19 protein-coding genes are annotated in these 23,256 nt (G+C 62.9%); 18 read left to right on the forward strand and 1 reads right to left on the reverse strand.

All coding sequences use genetic code 11. From position 1 onward, the window contains the following. Positions 1 to 15: 15 nt before the first annotated feature. The 15 genes from J2D77_RS06455 to J2D77_RS06525 all read left to right on the forward strand — a co-directional run bounded on the left by J2D77_RS06455 (position 16) and on the right by J2D77_RS06525 (position 19,178). Positions 16 to 1,635, forward strand: a complete 1,620-nt coding sequence (locus J2D77_RS06455; protein ID WP_207845439.1) for an AMP-binding protein — start codon at positions 16 to 18, stop codon at positions 1,633 to 1,635. Next, a complete protein-coding gene (locus tag J2D77_RS06460) occupies positions 1,632 to 2,543 on the forward strand; it encodes an LpxL/LpxP family acyltransferase (RefSeq protein WP_207845440.1) in 912 nt (303 codons plus the stop codon). The genes J2D77_RS06455 and J2D77_RS06460 overlap by 4 nt, the downstream gene beginning before the upstream one ends. Continuing rightward, entirely contained in the window at positions 2,540 to 3,121 is a 582-nt protein-coding gene (locus J2D77_RS06465; RefSeq protein ID WP_207845441.1) for a LolA-related protein, read from the forward strand. Before J2D77_RS06460 ends, J2D77_RS06465 begins: the two co-directional genes overlap by 4 nt. Beyond that, on the forward strand, positions 3,121 to 5,451 hold the full coding sequence (locus tag J2D77_RS06470; RefSeq protein ID WP_207845442.1) for an MMPL family transporter: 2,331 nt from the start codon (positions 3,121 to 3,123) through the stop codon (positions 5,449 to 5,451). The genes J2D77_RS06465 and J2D77_RS06470 overlap by 1 nt, the downstream gene beginning before the upstream one ends. Next, positions 5,448 to 6,635 carry a beta-ketoacyl-[acyl-carrier-protein] synthase family protein gene (locus J2D77_RS06475; RefSeq protein ID WP_207845443.1) on the forward strand — a complete coding sequence of 396 codons (1,188 nt, stop codon included), beginning with the start codon at positions 5,448 to 5,450 and terminating at the stop codon, positions 6,633 to 6,635. The genes J2D77_RS06470 and J2D77_RS06475 overlap by 4 nt, the downstream gene beginning before the upstream one ends. Beyond that, the gene (locus tag J2D77_RS06480) at positions 6,635 to 7,444 is read left to right on the forward strand and encodes a beta-ketoacyl synthase chain length factor (RefSeq protein WP_207845444.1); all 810 of its coding nucleotides are present in this window, start codon (positions 6,635 to 6,637) and stop codon (positions 7,442 to 7,444) included. Before J2D77_RS06475 ends, J2D77_RS06480 begins: the two co-directional genes overlap by 1 nt. Then, entirely contained in the window at positions 7,420 to 7,869 is a 450-nt protein-coding gene (locus J2D77_RS06485; RefSeq protein ID WP_207845445.1) for a hotdog family protein, read from the forward strand. The genes J2D77_RS06480 and J2D77_RS06485 overlap by 25 nt, the downstream gene beginning before the upstream one ends. Next, a complete protein-coding gene (gene fabG, locus J2D77_RS06490; RefSeq protein ID WP_207845446.1) occupies positions 7,866 to 8,585 on the forward strand; it encodes a 3-oxoacyl-ACP reductase FabG in 720 nt (239 codons plus the stop codon). The genes J2D77_RS06485 and fabG overlap by 4 nt, the downstream gene beginning before the upstream one ends. A 26-nt stretch (positions 8,586 to 8,611) precedes the next feature. Further along, a complete protein-coding gene (locus J2D77_RS06495) occupies positions 8,612 to 9,859 on the forward strand; it encodes a tryptophan 7-halogenase (RefSeq protein WP_207845447.1) in 1,248 nt (415 codons plus the stop codon). A 196-nt stretch (positions 9,860 to 10,055) separates the two neighbouring features. After that, on the forward strand, positions 10,056 to 10,421 hold the full coding sequence (locus J2D77_RS06500; protein WP_207845448.1) for an STN domain-containing protein: 366 nt from the start codon (positions 10,056 to 10,058) through the stop codon (positions 10,419 to 10,421). Positions 10,422 to 11,240: 819 nt separating this feature from the next. After that, complete coding sequence (locus tag J2D77_RS06505; protein ID WP_207845449.1) at positions 11,241 to 13,580, forward strand: TonB-dependent receptor; 2,340 nt, start codon at positions 11,241 to 11,243, stop codon at positions 13,578 to 13,580. A 52-nt stretch (positions 13,581 to 13,632) separates the two neighbouring features. Next, positions 13,633 to 15,039, forward strand: coding sequence for a purine-cytosine permease family protein (locus J2D77_RS06510; RefSeq protein WP_207845450.1), 1,407 nt, complete (start codon positions 13,633 to 13,635; stop codon positions 15,037 to 15,039). Further along, positions 15,026 to 16,294, forward strand: coding sequence for an MFS transporter (locus J2D77_RS06515; protein ID WP_207845451.1), 1,269 nt, complete (start codon positions 15,026 to 15,028; stop codon positions 16,292 to 16,294). Before J2D77_RS06510 ends, J2D77_RS06515 begins: the two co-directional genes overlap by 14 nt. Next, on the forward strand, positions 16,291 to 17,724 hold the full coding sequence (locus tag J2D77_RS06520; protein ID WP_207845452.1) for an amidase: 1,434 nt from the start codon (positions 16,291 to 16,293) through the stop codon (positions 17,722 to 17,724). Before J2D77_RS06515 ends, J2D77_RS06520 begins: the two co-directional genes overlap by 4 nt. Beyond that, positions 17,721 to 19,178 (forward strand): M81 family metallopeptidase, encoded by a 1,458-nt coding sequence (locus tag J2D77_RS06525; protein ID WP_207845453.1) that lies wholly within the window; start codon positions 17,721 to 17,723, stop codon positions 19,176 to 19,178. Before J2D77_RS06520 ends, J2D77_RS06525 begins: the two co-directional genes overlap by 4 nt. Before the next feature lie 39 nt (positions 19,179 to 19,217). Here the strand turns inward: J2D77_RS06525 and J2D77_RS06530 are convergent, their stop codons facing one another. Then, complete coding sequence (locus tag J2D77_RS06530; protein WP_207845454.1) at positions 19,218 to 19,652, reverse strand: Lrp/AsnC family transcriptional regulator; 435 nt, start codon at positions 19,650 to 19,652, stop codon at positions 19,218 to 19,220. Between the two features lie 124 nt (positions 19,653 to 19,776). On the opposite strand from J2D77_RS06530, the gene J2D77_RS06535 reads away from it, so the two are divergent. From J2D77_RS06535 to J2D77_RS06545, 3 genes are all read left to right on the forward strand, one after another. Continuing rightward, positions 19,777 to 20,877, forward strand: a complete 1,101-nt coding sequence (locus J2D77_RS06535; protein ID WP_207845455.1) for a saccharopine dehydrogenase family protein — start codon at positions 19,777 to 19,779, stop codon at positions 20,875 to 20,877. 120 nt (positions 20,878 to 20,997) lie between these two features. Next, positions 20,998 to 22,230, forward strand: coding sequence for a pyridoxal phosphate-dependent aminotransferase (locus tag J2D77_RS06540; protein WP_230975555.1), 1,233 nt, complete (start codon positions 20,998 to 21,000; stop codon positions 22,228 to 22,230). 138 nt (positions 22,231 to 22,368) lie between these two features. After that, positions 22,369 to 23,148, forward strand: a complete 780-nt coding sequence (locus J2D77_RS06545) for an SDR family oxidoreductase (RefSeq protein ID WP_207845456.1) — start codon at positions 22,369 to 22,371, stop codon at positions 23,146 to 23,148. Positions 23,149 to 23,256: the final 108 nt, after the last annotated feature.

Consider the following 23,256-nt stretch of genomic DNA (forward strand, 5'->3'; position numbering starts at 1 on the left):
CTGGAAGGCGGATTTGTGCATTTTCCCGACACTCCCGATTTTTCCCTGATCCACGCGCCCGATCGTGTCGTGGTGCGTCGGCATGGCGGGGAGATGACCGGCCACGACCTGCTCAGGGCCGCCTATCGCGTGGCCGATCTGCTGCCCGATGCGCCAGTCGTGCCCGTATGCCTCGATGTCGGGCATTTTATAGTCCTCCTTCTCGCAACCCTTCTGCGGGGGCGCCACGTGCTGCTGTCCAGTGACCGGACAGCGACAAGGCTGGCTGCGCTGGCTGCCGAACATGGGGCTGTCTGCGTGGGTTTTGCGGATGATCTGCCCGATGGGGAGCACCCGGCCCATATGCTGGTCCTGCCCCCGCCCGACGGTTCGGGGGTAGGCTGCCCAAAGAACCCCGCCATCGATGGCGAGCGGCTTGTCGCCATCGTGTTCACCTCGGGCAGTACGGGGCAGCCGGTTGCGCATACCAAGCGGTGGGGCGCACTGGTGGTGCGCAGCATCGTGGCGCGCGTGCTGCTCGACCCGGTGGAACAGGCCTCCACCCTGGTCGGCACGGTGCCGCCCTACCACATGTACGGTTTCGAGACCCTGGTGCTCCAGGCCATTCACACGCGGTGTGCTGTAGCGAGCGGGCCTGCCTTCTACCCGTCGGACTGGCGGAAAATGCTGGAATTCTCGCCCGCACCCCGCGTGCTGGTCACCACGCCGTTGCAGCTTCGCCTGCTGCTGGGTGCCGAACTGTCCTGCCCCGCCATTGCGCGGATCATTTCCGCGGCCGCCCCCTTGGGTGAGACCCTGGCCCGGCAGGCCGAAGACAGGCTTGGCGCACCGGTCATGGAAATTTATGGCGCGACCGAGATCGGCTCCGTCGCCATGCGCCGCACCACGGCGGGCCCCGGCTGGGAACTGTACGACACGGTCGAACTGGCGCAGGACGGGGACGACGCCACCATCGCTGCCCCGGGTGCCCCGGCCTATCCGCTTTCCGACCTGGTGGAAAAGGACGGGCCACGGCATTTCAGGCTGATCGGGCGACGCAACGACATGGTGAAGCTGGCCGCAAAACGGGCGTCGCTTTCCGCGCTGAACACGGCGCTGACAGCCCTGCCCGGGGTGGAGGACGGCGCGTTCCTGCCGCCCGAGGGCGATGCGGAAAGTGCCTTCGCCAGGATGCGGGTTTTTGTCGTCGCCCCTGCCCTGAGCGCGGAGGCGGTGATCGCGGGGCTGCGTGGTCGGATCGACCCGGCCTTTCTGCCCCGCGGCGTCGTTTTTGTGGACGCGCTGCCGCGCAACGGCGTGGGCAAGCTGACCGTTCAGGCCCTTCGCCAGTTCGCCGCCCGCCTTGCGCAGGGGAAGGAAATCGGCACGGCGGTCATTCCGGCCAGCCATCCCTGTCTTGCCGGGCATTTTCCCGGCCGGCCCGTGGTGCCGGGCGTCGTGCTGCTTGAAGAAGGCCTGGCCCTGGCGGGGCTCTGCCCCACGCGTATCGAGCAGGTGAAATTCCTCCGCCCCGTCTCCCCCGATGAAACGGTGACGTTCTTTGCAAAGCACGAGGCCGCGCGGATCCGGCTGAGCGCGTATGTACAGGGGCAGGTCGTCCTGCGCGCGGTCATAGGCCATGGCCCGCAGCCATGACCGCGCGGGGTGAGACCTGGCTCGCACCCGAGCGGGGGAACCATGCCGTCATGGCCATCATGCTGCGGCTTGCCGGGTTGCTGGGGCGGCGCAGGCTTTCGCGGCTGATCTGGCCCATCTCGCTCTATTACCTGCTGAGCGACGGCACAACCCGGCGGGGGTCGCGCACCTATCTGCGGCGCGTTCTGGGGCGGGAGCCGTCATGGCGCCTGATCTGGCGGCATATCCATTCCTATGCGCTGATGACGCTCGACCGGCTGTTCATCCTCGATGACAAGGTGGCCTCCCCGCCCATGTCGATCAGGGGGACCGATGCGGTCGTTGCCGCGCTGGACCAGGGGCGGGGCTGTATCCTGCTGGGGGCGCATATCGGCTCGTTCGATGCGCTGCGTTCGGTCGTCAGGGCATCGCCCCGCCAACTGTCGCTGAAAATTCTCATGTACCGGCAGCATACGGGGGACGCCACAAGGCTGATCGAAGCACTGGACCCCGGTTACGAGAGCATCCTGATCACGCTCGGCCAGCCCGACACCATGCTGCGCGTGGCCGAAAGCCTGCAGGCGGGGGATATCGTCGCCATTCTGGGCGATCGTGCACATGACATGGGGCGCAGCCTGCCCGTATCGGTCCTGGGCAGGGACGCGCCGCTGCCGACCGGCCCTTTTCGGATCGCGGCCATAACCGGTGCGCCGGTTGTCCTGTTCAGCGGGCTGCGCTGCGCGGACGGGCATTACGATATCCGGTTCGAAAGCCTGGTGGACCGGCTGGAACTGAAGGGCCCGCGCGCCGGCCAGGCGGGGGAGCTGCGCCTGTGGATGCAGCGTTATGCCGACTGGATGAGCGACCTTTGCCGCCGGCATCCTTTATCATGGTATAATCTTTACGATTTCTGGAAGGAAAGATCATGAAGCTCCGGCCCGTCATGCTGCCTTTGTGCCTGAGCGTCCTGTTCTTTCCGCTCCTCTGCGGTCCCGCCCGCGCACAGGACCTTGCCGATGCGATCGTGACCGGGCTGGGGCAGGTGCACCAGCGCCAGAATGTCTTTCATGAAGAACGTGTGATCGGCGCATTGACCCAGAAGCTGGAAAGTGCGGGCAACCTGTCTTATCGCGCGCCCGGGCATCTGGAAAAACTGACCCTGACACCCCGGCGCGAAGACCTGGTCATCGACGGCGACATGGTCACCATCGCGCGCGGTACTGCGGCCCCCCAGACGCTTGACGCCAGCCGCGAACCTGCACTCCAGCTTCTGGTCGATACGCTGCGGGCCCCCTTGGATGGGGACGTGGAACGGCTCAAACGCGCCTACCACCTGCATGCATCGGGGGATCTGGGTGGGGGTTGGACGCTGGAGATGACCCCGGCGAATGACGACGTGGCAAAACAGGTCCGCACCGTGACATTCACCGGCAGGAACAACGCCATTCTCGGCCTGCGTATCGTACAGGCCAATGGCGATACCCAGAGCCTGACGATCACGCCCTGATGCGTCGCAACCCCAAACGACTGGCCTTTGCCCTGCTTGTCTCGGCGCTGCTGGCGGCGGTTGTCTTTGCGTGCATTCCCCTGCGCGTCGACATGGCGGGCTTTCTGCCGCAAGGGCATGACGCGGGTTCGCGCTTCCTGTTCCGCGAAGTGCGTGGCGGGGTTGCAGCCTCCATCATCACAGTCGGGATCGATCGGGCCCCCCCGGCTGAACTGGGGCGCATCAGCCGAGCCATGCAGGGGGCGCTGTCGCAGGATACGCGTTTTTCCGTTGTCCTGAACGGGTCGTTCCCCATGGCGGATAACGCATCCCTGCGCGACGTGCTGTTCACATACCGCTACCTGCTGGCCCCGGACCCCGCGACGCGCGATTTCTCGTCCACCGCCCTTGCAGGCGCGTTTGCAAGGGCGCTTGACGGCCTGCAATCCGCGGCGGAACCGCTTTTTCTGGAACTGGCACTGCGCGATCCGACCGGGGCCCTGTTCGACGTGCTGCGCCATCTCCAGCCCGATGTGCATGCGCGCGTGCAGGATGGCGTGTGGTTCGCCCAGGACGGCAATCGCGCCCTCATGCTGCTGCGCACAAAGGCTGCGGGCATGAACCTGGCCGCCCAGCAGGCCGCGCAGGATGCCATTCGCACGGCCTTTGCCACGGCCCGCCCCGGCGGGGCGCGGTTGCTGCTTAGCGGTCCGGCCATTTTCGCGGTGCAGAGTGCGCATGACATGCGGGCCGATATCGAAAAAATATCCATCCTTTCGCTGTGTCTTGTCATTGGCGTGCTGTACTGGCGTTTTCGCTCCCTGTGGGTTCTGGCGGCTATCGGGGTACCGTTCCTGCTCTCGCTCGCGGTGGCCATGGTGGTGGTGCGCGTGTGTTTCGGCTCGGTCCACGGGATCGCCTTTGGCTTCGGGATGACCATGCTGGGCGTGTCGCTCGACTATCCCGTGCTGCTGATCGGCCATCGCGACGCAGGCGAGGGGCCACAGGCCACATTGCGGCGCATCGCACCCAGCCTGCGGCTTGCGGTCGCCACCGCCGTGCTGGGCCTGACCGGCATGATCCTGTGCGGCCTGCCCGGCATTGCCCAGCTTGGCACCTTTGCGGCAGCGGGCCTTGTCACGGCGGCTGTCGTGACCCTGTTCATCATGCCCCGCCTTATCGTTGCGGCCGATCTGGCGCCCTTTATCAGCGGCCCTTCGGCGCCACTGGCGCGGGCCGAACGGTTGCGGCGCTGGCGTGGCCTGTGCGTTCTGCCCGTGCTGGGGGCGTGCGCCATCTTCCTGATCCGGCCTTTGGTGATGGAAACCGACCTGACCGCACTCAGCCCCATCCCGCCATCTGCCCGGGCGCTGGATCAGGAATTGCGTCGCGGGCTGGGCGTGCCCGATTCCTCGCACCTGATCGTCGTGCGCGGTGACAGCCCCCAGGCCGTTCTGCGGCAGGAGGAAGATCTGGCCCCGGTTCTTGCCAGCCTGGCCGCGCACGGCGCGTTGGCGGGGGTGGAAGATGCGGCCCATATCCTGCCCTCCGCCGCCATGCAGGACCAGCGTCGTGCCCTTTTGCCCGATGATGCGACGCTGGCTGCGGCCATAAGCAGCGCGCAGGCGGGGCTGCCTTTCCGGCCGGGCAGTTTCGACCGGTTTCGCGCCGATGTGGCAGCCGCGCGGGCATTGCAGCCTTTGACACCCGCAGGTCTTGCCACCACTGCGCTGGCCCCGGCTCTCGAACCCCTGCTTTTCCAGCGTGACGATGGCTGGTGGGGCATTGTCCTGCCCGAAGCGGTCGCGGATTATGCGGCCATCAGGGGGGCGCTGGCGCCTGTCCCCGGTGTGATGGTGCTTGACCTGAACCAGGAAATTTCTGCCCTGACCGCGTACCACACCCGCCTGACCCTGCGCTGGACGGCAACGGGCATGGCTGCGGCCCTTCTGCTCCTGCTATGGGGGCTGCGGGATGTGGGGCGTCTGTGGCGGGTGCTTTCGGCCGTCGGGGCGGCCATGGTGGTGCTGCTGGCCATTCTTGCCGTGCGGGGCGTGCCCCTTTCGCTGATCCACCTGGTTTCGATGCAGTTCGTGCTGGGGGTTGGGCTGGACTACGCGCTGTTCTTCGCCCGCCCCCAGCTTGACGATGCGGAACGCGCCCGCACGATGCGCACATTGCTGACCTGCAATGTCATGACCGTGCTGACCTTCGCTCTGCTGTGCCTGTGCCACACGCCGCTTTTGCGCGAGATCGGCTGGACCGTTTCATGCGGCGCCCTGCTGTGCCTGATATTCGGCTTCATGCTGGCTGGACAGGCTGCGCCCAATTCGGCAACACACAGCCTATGACCCCGCTTGTCGTAACCGCAGGAACGGCGCTGAGCGCCATCGGGCCCGGGCTTGACGCAACCCGGCAGGCCCTGCTCGCACGCCGTTCAGGGCTGCAACCGTGCGATTTCGCGGGGGTCAGCAGCGGCTATGCGGGGCGCGTGGCCGGGGTCGAAACCCATGTCCTGCCCGCATCCTTGCGTATTTTCGACTGCCGCAACAATCGTCTGGCGGATATGGCCCTGCGTCTCGACGGCTTTGCGGACCATGTGGCCCAGGCCCGGGCGTTTTATGGGCCGACCCGCATGGCCGTGGTCATGGGCACATCGACTTCGGGCATTCTCACGACCGAAAACGCCTATGCCCGCCGGGATGTCGCGCACGGCACACTCCCCGCCGATTTCGACCAGGAACACACGCAGGACCTGTTTTCCCTGCCACGCCTTGTGGCCGGGGCACTGGGTCTGGGCGGGCCGGTTCTGAGCGTATCCAACGCCTGTGCGTCATCCTCACGCGCGTTCGTCGATGCCTGGCACATGATCGAGGCGGGCCTGTGCGATGCGGTCGTGGTCGGGGGGGTGGACAGCCTGTGCGGCATGACCCTGCGCGGGTTTGCGGCCCTGGGGCTGATCGCCGCAGGCCCCACCCGCCCCTGCGATGTGGCGCGCGACGGTATTTCCGTGGGGGAGGGGGCAGGGTTCGTGCTGCTGGAACGCCCCCATGCGCGGGTCGGGACCGGGCTGGCCCGGTTCCTGGGCTTCGGGGCCAGTAGTGACGGGCATCATATGTCGTCGCCCGATCCTGCCGGGCGGGGGGCCATTGCCGCCATGCGCCACGCTTTGGCCCGCGCACGGCTGAGCGCGGCCGATATCGATTATATCAACCTGCACGGCACCGGCAGCCAGGCGAACGACGCCATGGAAGACATGGCCGTGTACTCCGTCTTCGGGGATGGCGTGCCCTGTTCGTCCACCAAGGGCTGGACAGGCCATACGCTCGGGGCTTCCGGCACGGTGGAGGCTATCATTTCCATCCTGTGTCTCCAGCACGGGTTTTTGCCAGGCTGCCTGAATGTCGGGCAGGTCGATCCGGGCTTTCGCGCACGTGTTGTCACGACCAATGCAGCCGCGCCGCTGCGCCATGTGCTGAGCAACGCATTCGGTTTTGGCGGCACGAATTGCAGCCTTGTCTTCGGGGTGGCGTAATGCGCGTTGTCGTAAGATCGGCCTCCGTCTGGGGGCCGGGCCTGCCCGGCTGGGCGCGATCGGTGGCGGTCCTGCGCGATCCGTCCCTGTGGGATGGCACCGTTGTCGCTGCCCCCTCCGCTACCGCCCTGCCCCCTAATGAACGGCGGCGGGCGGGCCCCGTCACGCGCCTGGCCCTTGCCGTGGCGCAGGAGGCCTGTGCCCTGGCACGGGTGGAGCCGTCCGAAATAGCGGCCCTGTTTTCAAGCGCCAATGGAGATGGCGGTGTCATAGATGCGATCCTGAACGCCCTGTGCACGCCCGGGGCGGATGTTTCGCCCACCCAGTTCCATAATTCGGTGCATAACGCCCCGGCGGGGTACTGGACCATCAGCCATGGCTCCATCGCCCCCGCAACGGCTGTCAGCGGGTTTGACTGGTCGTTCGGGCAGGGGCTGCTCAAGGCCGCGGCGGAAGCGGTGGCGGAAGCACACCCCGTGCTGTTCGTAGCCTATGACCTGCCCATACCCGGCCCGATCGGCATGGTGCGCGTCACGCAGGAAGCCTTTGCCTGCGCCTTCGTGCTCGACCCCGATCCCGAAGCACCGGGGCTGGCCACCCTGAGCATGACCTACGACGCCACGACGAGTGAGGGGGACGCGCCGGACAGTGCGGCCTTCCGCCAACTGGCCCGGGGCAACCCTGCCGCCTGTGGCCTGAACCTGCTTAGCGCCCTTGCGCGGCGGGACGAGGGGTGCATACGTGTGGCGTGCTTTAACGGCCAGTTGAAAATTGAAGTGAGCCCATGCTTGACCGCGCCGCAATCCTGAACCTTGTTCCGCATCAGGGGGCAAGCTGTCTTCTCGACCATTGCGAGACATGGTCCGATCACGCGCTGCGCGCAGTCGTGCAGGACCCGTGCGACCCGCGTAATCCCCTGCGGCGCGATGGCAGGCTGGGGCCGGTCGTTGCGGCTGAAATCGCCATGCAGGCGGCGGCCCTGCATGGCGCGCTGACCGGCCGGGCGACAGGGCGGCCGGGTTATCTTGCGGCGCTGCGCGGTCTGGAAATTCTTTGCGACAGGCTGGATCATCCGCAATACGGCGCGCTTGTGGTCGATGTCGCGCGCGAACATGCAACGGCGGACGGACTTGTCTATACATTCCAGGTGGCCTGCGCGGCCGGGATGCGGCTTGCCAGTGGCGCAGGCACCGTGCTGTTTCCCGGCATGGACAGCACGGAAAGACCGGCATGAAGCGCGCGCTGGTCACGGGTGGTACCAGCCCCATCGGGGCGGCAATCTGCCGCAGGCTGGCGGCTTCTGGCCTGCATGTCATCATCCACGCCCATGCCTCGGTGGAGACGGCGCGCGCATTGGCGGCCGAATTGGGCGGGCAGGGCCATAGTGCCACAGCCTGGCAGTGCGACCTGTCCGATATCGCCGCGACACAGGCGGCGCTCGCCCCGCTGATCGAAGGGGGTGTGCCGCAGGTGGTCGTGCACAACGCCGGAACGCATGACGATGTGACAATGGCGGGCATGAACGCCGCGCAATGGCGTGACGTGATCGGTGTTTCGCTCGACGGGTTTTTTGCCGTGGTGCAGCCCCTGCTTTTGCCCATGACCCGGACCCGCTGGGGCCGGATTATCGCGCTGTCTTCCGTCACGGCGCGCATGGGCAATCGCGGGCAGGTCAATTACGCGGCGGCCAAGGCAGGGCTGGAAGGGGCCGTGCGCTCGCTTGCACGCGAAGTGGCAAGCCGGGGCATTACCGTCAATGCGGTCGCCCCCGGGGTGATTGATTCCCCCGCCACCGCCAGGGTCATGGACGCGGCACAGATCGCAGCCCTGGTGCCGGCGCGCCGTGCTGGCACGCCTTGCGAAGTGGCGGAGCTTGTCGGGTTTTTGGCATCGGAACAGGCCGGCTACATCACGGGCCAGACGATCGGGATCAATGGGGGCATGGTATGACTGTTCGCGACAAGGTGGTTCACGACATGGCTGTTCACGCATGCGACGTTCTGGTTATCGGGGGCGGTCCGGCGGGCAGCACGGCGGCAACCCTTCTGGCGCGCGACGGCTACGATGTTGTCATTGTGGAAAAGGACGTGCACCCGCGCTTTCACATCGGGGAATCCCTGCTGCCGTGCAACCTGCCGATCCTGCGCGACCTGGGCGTGCTGGAGCAGGTCGCGGCCATGGGGGTTTACAAGCCGGGCGCGGAATTTGTTTCCGATACGGATGAGCGCTGCGTTCCCTTTCCCTTCCGGTATGCCATCGGTGCGAAAACGGACCACGCCTATCAGGTGGTGCGGGCCGATTTCGACGCGCTTCTCTTCCGCAATGCGGGCCAGCATGGTGCAAAAACCTGTGAGAATACGCGGGTCTTGTCCGTGCAGTTCCAGCCGGGGCAGCGTGCGCGCGTGCTCACGTGCGATGGCGCGGGTGTCGAGCAGGCCTATGCCCCCCGCTTCGTGCTGGATGCGTCGGGGCGCGACGGGTTGCTGAGTGCCCAGACGGGGCGGAGACAGGCGAACAAGAAGAATTCGACCGCCGCGATATTCGGGCATTTCCGAAATGTCCCGCGCCGTGCTGGCGATATGGGGGGGTATATCTCCATTCATCTGGTCAAGGATGGCTGGTTCTGGATGATCCCCCTGCCTGACGGCGTGATGAGTGTCGGCTTTGTGGGCGACAAGGTGGCTTACCGCGAACACAAGGGCCCCGTGATCGACCTGTTCTGGAAAAAGGTCGCTCAGAGCCCAAGTGTTGCCCAGCGGATGCGTGACGCGCAGGCGCTCGCCCCGCTGTCCACCACCAGCAATTATTCCTACTGCGCGCAAAAGGTCTGGGGGGATGGATATTACCTGATCGGTGATGCTTATGCGTTCCTGGACCCGGTGTTTTCATCGGGCGTGCTGCTGGCCATGCGCAGTGCGTATCGTGGCGCCAATGTCGCGCGGGCATGGATGCGCGACCCGCTCGAAGGTGCGCGGGTCGCGGTGCGGGCCGAACGCCGGACCCAGCGGGAAATGCGGCGCATTGCCTGGCTGATCTATCGGATCAACACACCTGTCCTGCGCATGCTGTTTCTGAACCCGCGCAATATCCTGCGCATGCGCGATGCGATTATTTCCCTGCTTGCGGGCGATTTTGCAGCGGGCTGGCGTGTCATGGTGCCATTTGGCGCATTCAAGGCCATAGTCGGAATAACGTGGCTGAAGAAAAAACTCTTCACGAAATAGTCTGTAGATAAAAGTTTTTGGTGAAGCTTTTTTCAAAAAGCTTAGGGGAATGTCCTCTTTTTGAAAAAAGGCGATACCTCGATAATCTCCTGCCACGTGCCGCGGGTCATTGCGTGTGATTGGACAATTCCTGCCCCCGGTGCTGGAATGCAGGGTCTGGGTCGGGGGTTTGTTGAATTTTAACAAGGATTTTTTCATGTCGTTTTCCACGAAGACCGTACGGCTTTCCGCAGTCGCTACCGTTCTGGCACTGCCGCTGGTGGGCTGCGCCAGCCCCGAATGCCAGAGCAAGCATTATGAATGGGACGCCCCGCGCCGCCCGCTGAGTGCCGCGGTCGAGAATATCCGCCAGCGTACCGGCTGCACGGTAACGGTCGATCCGGACCTTCTGACCGGGAAGACGAGTGCTGAAATTCATGGCAACTATCGGCCCCTGCAGGCCACGCGGCATGTTCTGCGTGGTTCGGGGCTGAAGGTCGGGCGGACGGAAGGGGGGCTGATCATCGTGGCCCGCCACCCCCAGAAAAGCGGCACCGCCGCATCCCACGAAGACGAAGACTGATCCCACCCGTTCGCGCATGTCGCTCGACCGGCGATATGCGCGAAGTCGGCTGGACGTATTTCCCGCCCCCCGGTCCGGATGCCATTAAGGGCACGGGCAAACCCTGCCGCAAAAGACCCGCGCGCCGAGCGTTCGGACAGGCCGGGCGATGCCCCGTGCTAATCTCAAGCAGCGTTAAGACATAAAAACCTGCGGGTTGCGCAAGCAAACGCAGCGAGATGCCGGTTTGTTCTTTCTGGCCGAATGTGCGGAACGAGCGGCCGTGGCGTGTTCTGTCGTCCTGAAGTCCCGGATCACGGGTCCGAGCATACCGCATTCTTCCCCCCGAACACGTATTCGTCATGACAGTGGCCTTCGGGCAAATGGCGGCACGAAGCCTATGGGCAAGAGCTTGATTTATTTGTAATGAAAGCGGAACGATATGGGCTTGGGGCCAGTCCCGCATGGTGGGTGAGAGAAACGGCCCGCCATGCCCAATGGCGGGGCGCAGGCAGGGTGTGGCTTTGTGGATGAGCGGGAAAAAGGGGTGCAAGACAGTATGAAAAACCTGTCATGCCGGTGGTCTGGTGCCCAAGGCCCGTTTCGGTCGCGGACGCGGTCGATTTCGGAATAGTAATATAACTTTTTGTGGCAAGAAAAAAGACGCGTCTGAGAGACATTCTGTGCAAGATAAAGAATATTACGTTTCGTTAGAGAAATGGAATGGCAAAGGGCTCGCTTAGCTATTGGAAAGGGCAGGGCAGAATGATTTTTTCACTGTTTCGGCGTTCACTGTCCGGTTCGCGGTCATACCGGACATATGAACCGCTTTTTTGTGGCTTGATTCTGTGTTCGACGGCATCCTGGGTCGCGCCGGCCGCCTATGGCGCGACCGCGACAAAGGACGCGAGCACCGCGGAAACAGCCCACCCCGTTGCAGGGGCCCCGGCCAAGTCGACAAAGCGTGCGAAGGCGCCCCAGAGTATCAATGCCGGTGCCGCCGAGGAAATGAGGGTACGCGGCCGACGCGAAACCCATGCCGCCCAGACGATCGTGACCATGAAGACGTTTGCCAACGCGGTGCCCGGCACCAGTGTCATGAAGGCCCTGGAGCAGGTGCCCGGTGTCATGTTCGCAACCGATGACGCGCAGGGCCTGGACCCCTCGGGCACCCAGTTGATGATGCACGGGTTCGACCAGACCCAGATCGGCTTTACGCTCGACGGTGTTCCCCTGGGTGAGACGGGGTACCGCAACTATAACGGTCTGAACGTCTACCAGGCCGCGTCGTCGGAAAATATCTCGCAGATCGAAGTGTCGCAGGCGGCGGGCGCGCTTTCCATGCCCAGCACCAACAGCCTGGGTGGCGGTATCGAAATCCGCACGCGCGATCCGTCCCACAAGGCGGGGGGATATATCTCCCAGACCTTTGGCAGCTATAATATGTTCCACACCTTCATCCGCGCGGACAGTGGCGACCTGACGCCCTCGGGCACGCGGTTTTTCGTGTCCTACATGCGCAATGACGGTGACAAGTGGAAAGGCTATGGCGACCAGTTCGTGCAGCAGGTCAACGCCAAGTTCCTGCAACCGATCGGTGAAAACAGCAGTGTTTCCGTCTTTTTCGACTGGTCCAATCTTGCGCAATACGCCTATCAGGCTGAATCGCTGGAGATGATCAACAAGCTCGGCTCGCGGGTGGATTATTATTACCCGGACTATCATTCGGCCTATCTGGCCGCGCAGGGGGTTTATTCCCATCATGAAAACCTTGTCAGCGATGCCAAGGACGTTTCGTGGTATACCGGCACGACTGCCGAGACGGATTACCTGGGCGGGCTGAACCTGCATTTGCAGATGACGGATAATTTGCGGTGGAACACGGTCATTTACGGCCACGGCGAAAAATCCGCCACCGAATGGTCCGACCCTTATCTGGCGTCACCCGGTACGGGTGCGCCCCTGTCCGAAATCGTTAAGATGCCGCAGATCGAGCGTTTCGGCCTGACCAGCAACGTGGAATACGATATCGACAAACATCATATGCGTGCGGGCGTATGGTATGAAAACAACAAATATATCAGCAATATGTACGGCTACGACGATCCGGTATGGGCGCCGGGCGTGCAGCCCAACCCCTATCGGAGCTGGAAAAACCCGTTCGCGGAACTGTGGGGCCAGACCTACAACACCAACACGTTCGTCGGGTTTATCGAGGATTCCTGGCGGCCGGTGGATTCCCTGATCCTGCATGCCGGTTTCAAATCCATGCTCAGCACCACGCGCGTTTCCGCCACGGGGAACACCCCCTCCTATACGGGCACGGACCAGCTTGCCGGGGGTGTGGGCCTGACGGCGGAAGATGCCTTTTTGCCGCATTTCAGCGCCGAATGGCATTTCCTGACCTATAACAGCCTGTTCTTCGACGTTTCCAAGAACATGCGCAGCTACCCCGAAAGCGGCTACCATCTGGCAGCCTCCCCCTTCGCGGTCTCGCAGGAGGCGTTCGACAATGCCCGCAGCAGCATCAAACCTGAAAAGGACTGGGTGTATTCGGTCGGCTGGCGCTTCAATCATCCGATCGTTTCGGCGTCCGTGATCGGTTACCACGTCGACTTCTCAAACCGTCTGCAAGCCAGTGTCACGGGGTCTTCGATCGATCCGGTGACAACGGTCATGAACGTGGGTGGTGTGACGATGAACGGGGTGGATGCCGGTGTGACGGTGCGGCCGATCAAGGGGCTGAGCATTTTCAACTCGATCAGCTACAACCATTCGACATATGACAACAATCTCAACCAGGTCGGGACCATCTATCCCATCAAGGGCAAGAAGGTCATCGATTATCCGCAGCTTATGTACAAGACGAGTGCGACATACGAATACCGTCATGCCAGCGTGCACCTGGATGTCAATTATGTCGGTCGTCGGCCGCTCAGCTACCTGAACGATACCTCGGTACCGGGATATTGGCTGGCCACGCTTGGCGCCAAATATGACTTTGGCGACCTGTGGCATCTCAAGGGGTTGACCGCGTCCTTCAATATCAACAACCTGTTCAATACAACCTATGTTTCCATGATGGGCGGGCAGGGCGGCAGCCCGATGTCGGGCGATTACCAGACCCTGCTGATGGGTGCGCCGCGCATGTTCTTCGGAACCATCAGCACCGGTTTCTGAACATGATGCGCAAGGGGGCGGCCATGCAGGGTCCAACACGGCAGGCGGCAGCATGAACGGATCGCAGACAACGCAGGCCCCCGCCACAGGCCATGTCGGTGGTGGGGAAGACCTGGTCGAGCAGTACGGCATTCAGCCGATCCCGCTTGCGGACAGGGCTTCCACCCTTGGGGCCGTGGCTGTCATCTTCTTCAATATCTGCCTCAACCCCGGTGCCATCATGCGCGCCGGGCTTTCCGTGTGTGCGGGCCTGCCCTATCTGTGGGCTGTGGGCGTGCAGGTGCTCGGCACGTTCAGTGCGGCCATATTCTGCATTGTTCTTGCGCGGATCGGGTGCGACTATGGCATTCCCGGCCAGGTTGCGACCCGTTCGGCCTTTGGGGTCATGGGGGCGCGTTATTTCTGTTCCCTGACACGGGTTCTTGCCTCCATCTACAATTTCGCGTTTCAGAATCTGGTGGGCTGCCTGTCCATACAGGAATTCGTCCGGCTGACGACCGGGCACACCGTATCGCTGACGGTGTTCGCTGTCCTGTTCGGTTGTGCGCAGGCCCTTGTGGGTATTTTCGGTTTTCGGGTTCTCAAGAACCTGTCCGGCCTGGCCACGCCCATCAAGGTTGGCATCATATTTTTCCTGATGACCCGACTTCCCCTAGGGTCGCTGTCATTGACCGCCCAGCCCATGACGGGGGTTATCGTCTGGCCGTCCTGGCTGCTGATTGCAACCTGGGTCGATGTCTATGCCAGCGTGTGGATGACCCTTGCACCCGATGCCGCCGACTTTACCCGGCATATGAAAAGCCGACGCGGCCTGTACCTGACCATGACGCTGTCGATTATTGCCGGCAGCCTGCTGGCTTCGGCCTTCGGGGCGCTGGGCCCGGCGCTGAGTGCAGGCAAGGACGCCAACGTGTTGAGCGTGGTCATGGATGGCGGGGCGGGGTTTCGGACGAACTGCCTTGTCATATTGCTGGTCGTTTTCGACAACTGGACGATCAATGCACTTAATGTGTACACATCCGGCTTGTCGCTGTGCAACCTGCTGCCGCGTATCAGCCGGTTATTTGCGACCATTATCGTCGCCGTTCTGGGGCTGACCCTTTCCATGCTGGGCAATGCCCTTTCGGACCTGGTGCAGTTCCATGCCTGGATCGGCACGATCTTCGCGCCCGTGACGGGTGTGCTGATCGCGGATTACCTGGTCGTGCGTCGGCAGGCGCTGGACGTGCCGGCCCTGTACACGCGGCACGGCCAGTATTGGTACACTGTGGGGTTCAACCCCCGGGCCATCGCGGCTGTGGCGGTCGGGGTCGTGGTTTTTCGTTTCCTGCCTGAAAGCACATTGCGCCCCCTGGCCTGTTTCCTGATTGTCGCCCTGTGTTATCTGGCACTGTGCCTGGCGGCCCGCCGTGGGGCAGGGCAGGGCGGTCTTGCGGATGGTCTGCATGCCCCGCGATGAAAACAGGCTTTTCCAGGCCATCAACAGGCGTATCCTCCCGCCCCTTTTCGCGGCCTATCTGCTCAATTCCATAGATCGCGCCAATATCTCCTTCGCGTCATTGCGTATCCTGCACCATTATCGTCTGAGCGGGGCGGATTTCGGATGGATCGGCGGAATTTTCTTCATAGGCTACGTGCTGTTCCAGGTTCCGGCCTCGATTCTGGCCCTGCGTGTCGGCCTGCGTCCGTTTCTGGGCATTATCATGGTGGCCTGGGGGCTGTTTTCGGCCCTGATGTGCTGTGTTGACAGCAAGCTGGGCTTTTATACCTGCCGCTTCCTGCTGGGTGTGTGCGAAGCAGGGTTCGCGCCGTGCTGTTTCCATTATCTGTCCTGCTGGTATCCGCCGCATCGCATTACCCGGGCCCTGACTTTTCAGCAGATATCCGCCCCCCTTGCCGCCGTGATCGGCGGCCCGCTATCCGGGGCGATCATGTCCGGCATGGACGGTGTGTGGGGGCAGGCCGGGTGGCGGTGGATGTTCCTGCTCGAAGGGCTGCCCGCCGTCGTGCTGGGGGTGATCGTCATGGCAACACTGCCTGAAAACCCCGAAAGTGCCCAATGGCTCACCCCGGAGGAACGGCAGGCCCTTGCCGCACACCATGATGCGCCGGTGGTGCGGGGCGGTCGCGTTTCAGCGCGTGCGCTTGCCATTCCGGCGGTGTTCTATTTCAGCCTTATTACCGGCATGTACGCGGTCAATCTGTGGCTGCCACAGATTATCGCAGCGCATGACGGCGTTGGCCTGATGGCGACAGGCTGGCTCTATGCCGTGCCTTATGCGGCTGCCATGATCGCCATGCTGCTTTTCACGCATTCCCACGAGCGTATGCGGTGCGGTGCGTGGGGGCTTGCCGCCGCCCTGGCCCTTGCCTGTTCCACAACTGCGGGAGCGGGGCTTGCGATACAGATGGCAAGCCTAGCCTGCGCCATGGCGGCGCTGTATGTTGCCTACACCATGTTCTGGGCTGCAACGATCAACCAGGGGCGGTCCGGGCCGGGGGCGGTGGCGTTTGCCGCCGTCAACGCTTTTGGTCTGCTGGGCGGTGTCACGGGGCCGGTTATCGTGGGGCATCTCAAGGACATGACGGGCACCACCGGCACGGGCTTGCGGGCGATCGCGCTGCTGATTGTCCTAACCGCCCTGTTATATGCCCTGCTGCGCCCGGGCGCGCGTCGGGCCACTTTTTCCCCACAGGAGCCCTCCCCCTCATGACCGATGCTCTCTGGCGCTGGAGTGCCACCCGGCTTGCCACCGCCATTCGCGCGCGTGACGTGTCCTGCGTGGAGGTCATGACCTCCGTCCTGGGCCGGGTGCGGGCAGTCAATCCCCGCATCAACGCCTTGCCCGAGGTGCTGGCGGATGCGGCTCTTGAGGCAGCACGCCGGGCGGATGGCGCCGTCCTTTCCGGTATCGACCTGCCGCCGCTGCATGGCGTCCCGCTCAGCATCAAGCTCAATATCGATCAGCAGGGATGTGCGACCTCCAACGGAGCCGTCGCCCTGAAAGACCGCATCGCGGCCCATGACGCGCCGGTCGTGGCCCTGCTGCGCCGGGCCGGAGCCATTCCATTCGCGCGCGCCAATGTGGCCGAATTTTCAATGCGCTGGGACAGCGACTGCGCCCTGCATGGGCGTGTCGTCAATCCGTGGAACGCCGCCTATACCGCCGGTGGGTCCAGCAGCGGGTCGGCGGCGGCGGTCGCGTGCGGGCTGGGGCCTGCCAGTATCGGCAATGACAACGGTGGTTCGATCCGTTACCCCGCCCTTGCCTGCGGTGTCGTGGGGCTGCGGCCGACACCGGGGCTGGTTCCATTTTTCAACGACACCGACACCGCCGAACGCGGCATGATCGGGCAGATGACGAACGTCAACGGACCGATCGCGCGCGAGGTGGAGGATGCCCGGCTGATCTTCAGCGCGATCCGGCGCGAAACCCCCGAAGATCCGCTTGGCATTCCGGCAGGTCCGATCCCGTCCACCCCGCCGGCCCGGACACCGGTGGCACTGTTTACGGGTGAGGCGGCAGGCTTTACCCCCGCACCGCGGGTGCGCGCCGCCCTGCTGGCCGCGGCACGCCGTCTTGAAGCTGCGGGCTACGTGGTGGAGGAAGTAACACCCCCCTGTTTCGCGGAAGCGGCGGAACTGTGGTGCAACCTGACTTATGACGACCGGCACCGGGGTGGTTTCGATGCGCTGCTTCAGGCGGGCAGCCCTGCCGTGAAGACGCTGATCGGTTATATCCAGCAGCATTTTCCCCCGCGTGACGCGGCGGCAAGTCTGGCAGGCTTTGCCCGCAGGCTTGGCATATTAAGGGAATGGCGCGCCTTTCTTGCGCGTTGGCCGCTTCTTCTCATGCCCGTGTCCTGGGACGATCCCATCCATCCGGATGCGGATATCGTATCAGTCGATGGGCTGGCGGCACTTGTCCGCGCGCAAAGCCCTTTGCTGGCGACATCGCTTCTGGGCTTGCCCAGTGTCGCGGTTCCCGTCGCACTGGCACCTGACTATGGGGACGGCCTGCCGGCCGGGGTCCAGATCGTGGCCTGGCGGTACCGCGAAAACTGCTGCCTGGATGCGGCCACCCATGTGCGCGCACCCATCCACTTTCCCTTTGCCGATCCTTATGCCGCAGACATGCCATGAAACTGTTTATCGCGACCCTGCTGACGGAAACGAACACGTTTTCCCCCATTCCGACCGGCCTTTCCAGCTTTACGGATAACCCGACATGGTCCCGCCGGGACGGTAGCCGTGCCGCGCCGAACCTGGCCAATATTCCCCTTATCCGCTGGCGGCGGCAGGCGGAATCGCGCGGCATGGAGGTGGTCGAAAGCCTGTGCGCCTTCGCCCCCCCGGCGGGGACCACCACACGCGCGACCTACGAGACACTGCGGGGCTTCATTCTGGACGATCTGCGCGCGGCCGGGCCGGTCGATATGGTGCTTCTGTTCCTGCACGGCGCCATGGTGGCCGAGGGGTATGAGGATTGCGAGGGGGATATTCTGGCCCATGTGCGCCAGATCGTGGGGCCGGGCGTGACACTGGGCTGCGAACTTGACCTGCACGCCCATTTCACCCCCACGATGATGGAGAATGCGGATATTCTTGTCAGCTACAAGGAATATCCGCACACGGATGTCGATGCCATGGCCAGCGAGGTGTTCGACCTGTCCCTGCGTGTGGCCCAGGGGCAGGTCAGGCCATGCCGCGCGGTGTTCGATTGCGGCCTGCTGGGTGTCTGGCGTACGCCGGTCGAACCCGTGCGCGGCCTCGTCCAGGCCATGCGGACCATAGAAAGGCAGGCGGGCATCCTGTCCGTTTCCTTCATTCATGGTTTTCCCTGGGCGGATGTCGAACATGTCGGCGCGCAGGTGCTCGTGATTACCGATGGGGATGCGGTGCTGGCCCAGATGACGGCCCAGGATGTGGGCGAGCGCATTCGTGCGCTGGAAAGCCCCGAAGGTGCTGGATATACGCGCCTGGCCGATGCCCTTGCCCTGCGCGCGCGCACACCCGAAAGAACCATGGTCCTTGCCGATGTTTCGGACAATGCGGGCGGTGGCGCGCCATCGGACAGCACCTATATTCTGGAGCATCTGCTCAAGGCCGGGGTGCAAAACGCCGTTCTGGGCTGTGTGTGGGACCCCGTGGCCGTGGATATGTGTTTTCTGGCGGGCGTGGGTGCCACGCTGCCCCTGCGCCTGGGCGGCAAGAGCGGCGTGTGTTCGCATGTTCCGCTGGATGTGACGGCCCGGGTGCTGTCTCTTTCCCCCGAACTTGTCCAGCATGGCTATAGCGGTGATCGCACGGTCATGGGGCGGGCAGCGCGGATCGCGGTGGACGGGGTAGAGGTCGTTCTGGTCTCGGTCCGGCGGCAGACCTATACGCGCCAGGCGTTCCTGGACATGGGGTGCAAGCTGGAAGGGTGCCTTGTCGTCGTGAAATCGGCTCAGCATTTCTACAAGGATTTTTCGGTGCTGACCAACACCATCCTCTATGTTCCCGTCCCCGGTGCGGCAAGCCCCGATTTCGCGAAACTGGCCTTGTCCACCAGCCGCCGCGACAGGCTGGGCATTCCCGCGGGCCAGCGCCTTTAAAGCCTGTGTTCGGGCGGCCTGCGCGCTATTGCGTGGCGCTCAGCCCTTTCTGTTCAGCCGGGTCGAAAGAAGGATGGAGGATGTCGTGCGCCGCACGCCCTCCAGTTGCCCGATCCGGTCGATCACATCGTTGATCTTCTCGGTCGATGGGCCGGCGATGACCGCGATCAGGTCGATTTCGCCACTGACCGCATGAAGTTCACGAATTTCCCCGATCTGCTGCAACGCGGTTTCCACCATCCGTGACAGGCGCGGCACGACCGTGATCATGACATGGGCTTTGACGACCTCATCCGCTTCGGGGATCGTCTGTATCGTATATCCCAGGATGACACCGGCCTGTTCAAGCCGTTCGATGCGGCTTTGCACCGTGGTTCTCGACATGCCAACCCGTTGCGCCAGAGCAACAGTGCTGATGCGGGCGTTCTTGCGCAGGAGGGCGATCAGGGTCCGGTCGACAGTGTCAGGAGTCATAATGGCGATACTACCATGCATAATGCCGAAAGAAAGGGGCGCTCGCGCAGCAGACTGTCAATTGATTCCGGAAGCGTTTCCTTGTCCCATGTTTTCGGCGGGCACTGATGCTGGAAAGGTTCCGATGAAAAAGATACTCGTGATAGGCGCAGGCAAGATCGGCGCGACCATTGCCGCCTTCCTGTCTGGAACGGATGACTACGCTGTCACACTGGTCGATCACGATCAGGCCAGGCTGGATCGGGCAGAGGCTGCGGGCATTGCACGGTACCGTGCCGATATCGGCACGGATGGAGCTCTCGACACGGTCATCGAGGGTCATTACGCCGTGCTGTCCGCAGCCCCGTATGCCCTGACGACGCGGATCGCGAGTGCCGCCGCCAAGGCAGGCGTGCATTATCTCGACCTGACGGAGGACGTCGCCAGCACCCGCGCCGTGCGGGAACTGGCACGTGGCGCCACGACGGCGTTTATTCCGCAATGCGGTCTGGCACCCGGCTTCGTGTCCATTGTCGCCCACGACATTGCCCAGAAATTCGACAGGCTGGATACGATCCATCTGCGGGTGGGTGCGCTGCCGGAATTTCCGTCCAATGCGCTGGGATATAACCTGACCTGGAGCACGGACGGCGTCATCAACGAATATATCGAACCGTGCGAAGCCATTGTCGACGGGCAGCGCCGCCTTGTGCCTGCGCTGGAGGAGTGCGAGACACTGGGTGTCGATGGTGTAACGTATGAGGCCTTCAATACCTCGGGCGGTCTGGGGTCCCTGTGCGAAACATATGAAGGTGCGGTCAGGGAACTGAACTATCGCACTATCCGCTATCCGGGCCATGCCCAGATCATGAAAATTCTTTTGCAGGATCTCCGTCTGTCAGAACGGCGCGCGGTCCTGAAGGATATCATGGAACACGCCGTGCCCCTGACCAGCCAGGACATGGTGCTGATTTTCGTGTCCGTAACCGGCTGGAAGGGCGGGCAGCTTACGCAGGAAAGCTTCGTGCGGAGCGTTTATGCCGGTATCGTCCAGGGCCAGCCGCGCACGGCCATCCAGATCACCACCGCAGGGGCGATCTGCGCGGTTCTCGATCTGCTGGCGCAGGGTCAGATACCAGGCCGCGGCCTGATCCGGCAGGAGGATATTCCCCTGTCCCTGTTCTTGGAAAATCGTTTCGGCGGGTTTTACCAGGGGAACAGGGCAGGCCGTCTCAAAGCTGCCTGAACGGGACATGGGCCGCAATGGTCCGTGTTGGAATAATGCCATCACCAAAATTGACTGGAAAATTTCGTGTCTGACATGTCCATGCTCTGTCCATCGATTTTCACAGATACAGGACGCAACATGCCACGCATGGAACGGTGGGCGGAATTTTCGGCTGCCACCAAACTCGACGGGATCGGGGTTTCAGAAATCATCAGGATCGGCGCGCAGGCCCGGGCCCTTGTGGCAAAAGGGCATGACGTGATCATGCTCAACGCCGGGGAGCCGGATTTTCCGACCCCCGATAACATCAAGCTGGCGGGAATTAACGCCATCCTCACCAACCAGACCCGGTATACCGCACTGGATGGCACGCTGGCGTTGAAGGCGGCCATCAGGCGTAAATTCCTGCGCGAGAACGGGCTGGATTTTGCCGATGACGAGATCAGCGTGGGCGCCGGGGCGAAACAGGTTCTCTTCAATATCCTGATGGCGACCCTCAATCCGGGGGATGAGGTGATTGTTCCCCTTCCATGCTGGACCAGCTACCTGGACATGATCAAGCTGGCCGGTGGTGTGCCGGTCTGCGTATCCTGCCCGGAAGATGCGGGGTTTCGCCTTTCGGCTGACGCATTGCGCGCGGCCATTACTGAAAGAACACGCTGGCTTCTTCTGAATTCTCCATCCAATCCAACCGGCGCCATTTACAGCAGTGCCCATCTCCACGCCCTTGGCGCGGTCCTGCGCGATGCGTGTCGCGTTGGGGTGATCGCCGACGATATTTATGAACATGTCCGTTATAGTGACGTGCCGTTTGCAACAATGGCGGCTGTCTGTCCGGATCTACGGCCCCGGGTGGTGATCGTGAACGGCGTTTCCAAAGCCTATTCCATGACAGGCTGGCGGATCGGTTACGTGGCGGCCCCCGCCCAGATGATCGCCGCCATGGCTGTCGTGCAGAGCCAGTGCTCGTCCAACCCCTGTTCCATAAGCCAGGCGGCGGCGATCGAAGCGCTCGACGGACCGCAGGACAGCGTGCGGGCGCATTGCAGGGATTTTCAGCAACGACGCGATATGATCGTCGATCTTCTTAATTCAATTCCCGATATACGATGCACGCTTCCCGACGGCGCATTCTATGCCTTTGCTGATGTCAGAACACTTCTCGCACGACCCTCGGTCATCGGTCAGGGCATAACCGACGACATGGCGCTGTGCCAGTTTTTCCTGAACGAATGCCATGTCGCCGTTGTGCCGGGTTCCTGTTTCGGGGCACCGGGTTACATGCGGCTTTCCTATGCCTCATCCGAGAGCATGATCGCGCTCTCCCTCGCACGCATGAAGGCGGGCGTGGAACGCCTGCTCGCGCAATGAACGGATCACATCTGTGCCGAAACACCCAAAGAGAGGCTTTGCACGCCATGAGATAAGGTGAATGATCGTGTGATTCAAAGGGAAGGCGGGTCGCGCAGGCGGTGCTGCTGTCCAGTTCAGCGAAGGGAGTCATCATTCATGGATCTGCAACTTGCCGGTCATAAAGCTATTGTTTGCGGTGCCAGCCGGGGTATGGGGCGGGCGATTGCCATCCAACTGGCGGCGGAAGGCGTAAGCGTGACACTGGTCGCCCGCGATGCGGACAGGCTTGCGCAAACCGCGGCTTCCATAACCGCCATGTCCGGCGTGCCGGCCCAGTACGTGGTGGCGGACCTTACGGATGATGCGGCGCGGGCCAGGGTGTTCGAAGCCTGCCCCGAGCCCGATATTTTGGTGAATAATGGTGCCGGCATGCCACCGGGGGATTTCAGGGCATGGGACAGGGCCTGCTGGCTGGAAGCGCTGGATATGATGATGCTGGCGCCCATCGACATGATCCGCCGTGCGGTTGACGGCATGACGGCGCGCGGTTTTGGCCGTATTGTCAACCTTGTCTCACGCAGTGTCAAAAGCCCGCAGGCGGAAATGGGACTTTCCAATGGGGCGCGTTCTGGCCTTGTCGCGTTCTCATCCGGCCTGGCCCGCCAGGTCGTTGGAAAGAACGTGACAATCAATAACGTCCTGCCCGGTATTATCGATTCCGACGCCCAGCACGCCCATGTGCGCGAACTGGCACATCAGACCGGCCGGAGTTACGAATCCCTCTGGCAGGAAAGGGCCGCGGCCAATCCGGCCAAAAGATTCGGAAAGGCTGAAGAAGTGGCGGCAACTGTTTCCTTTCTCTGTTCCGTGCAGGCTGGCTTTATCACGGCCCAGAGTCTTCTTGTGGATGGTGGGGACTATCGTGGCGTGTTCTAGGGTTTTACGCCCTATTCTATATTGGAATGATTCCCCAACGGCTTTTCTCCCAAACGTCGCAACGGAGCGTGCATGATGGATACGAAAGGAACTAATCCTGTTCTTGAA

The organism is Acetobacter garciniae, from assembly GCF_017377735.1.
Taxonomy (GTDB): Bacteria; Pseudomonadota; Alphaproteobacteria; order Acetobacterales; family Acetobacteraceae; genus Acetobacter; species Acetobacter garciniae.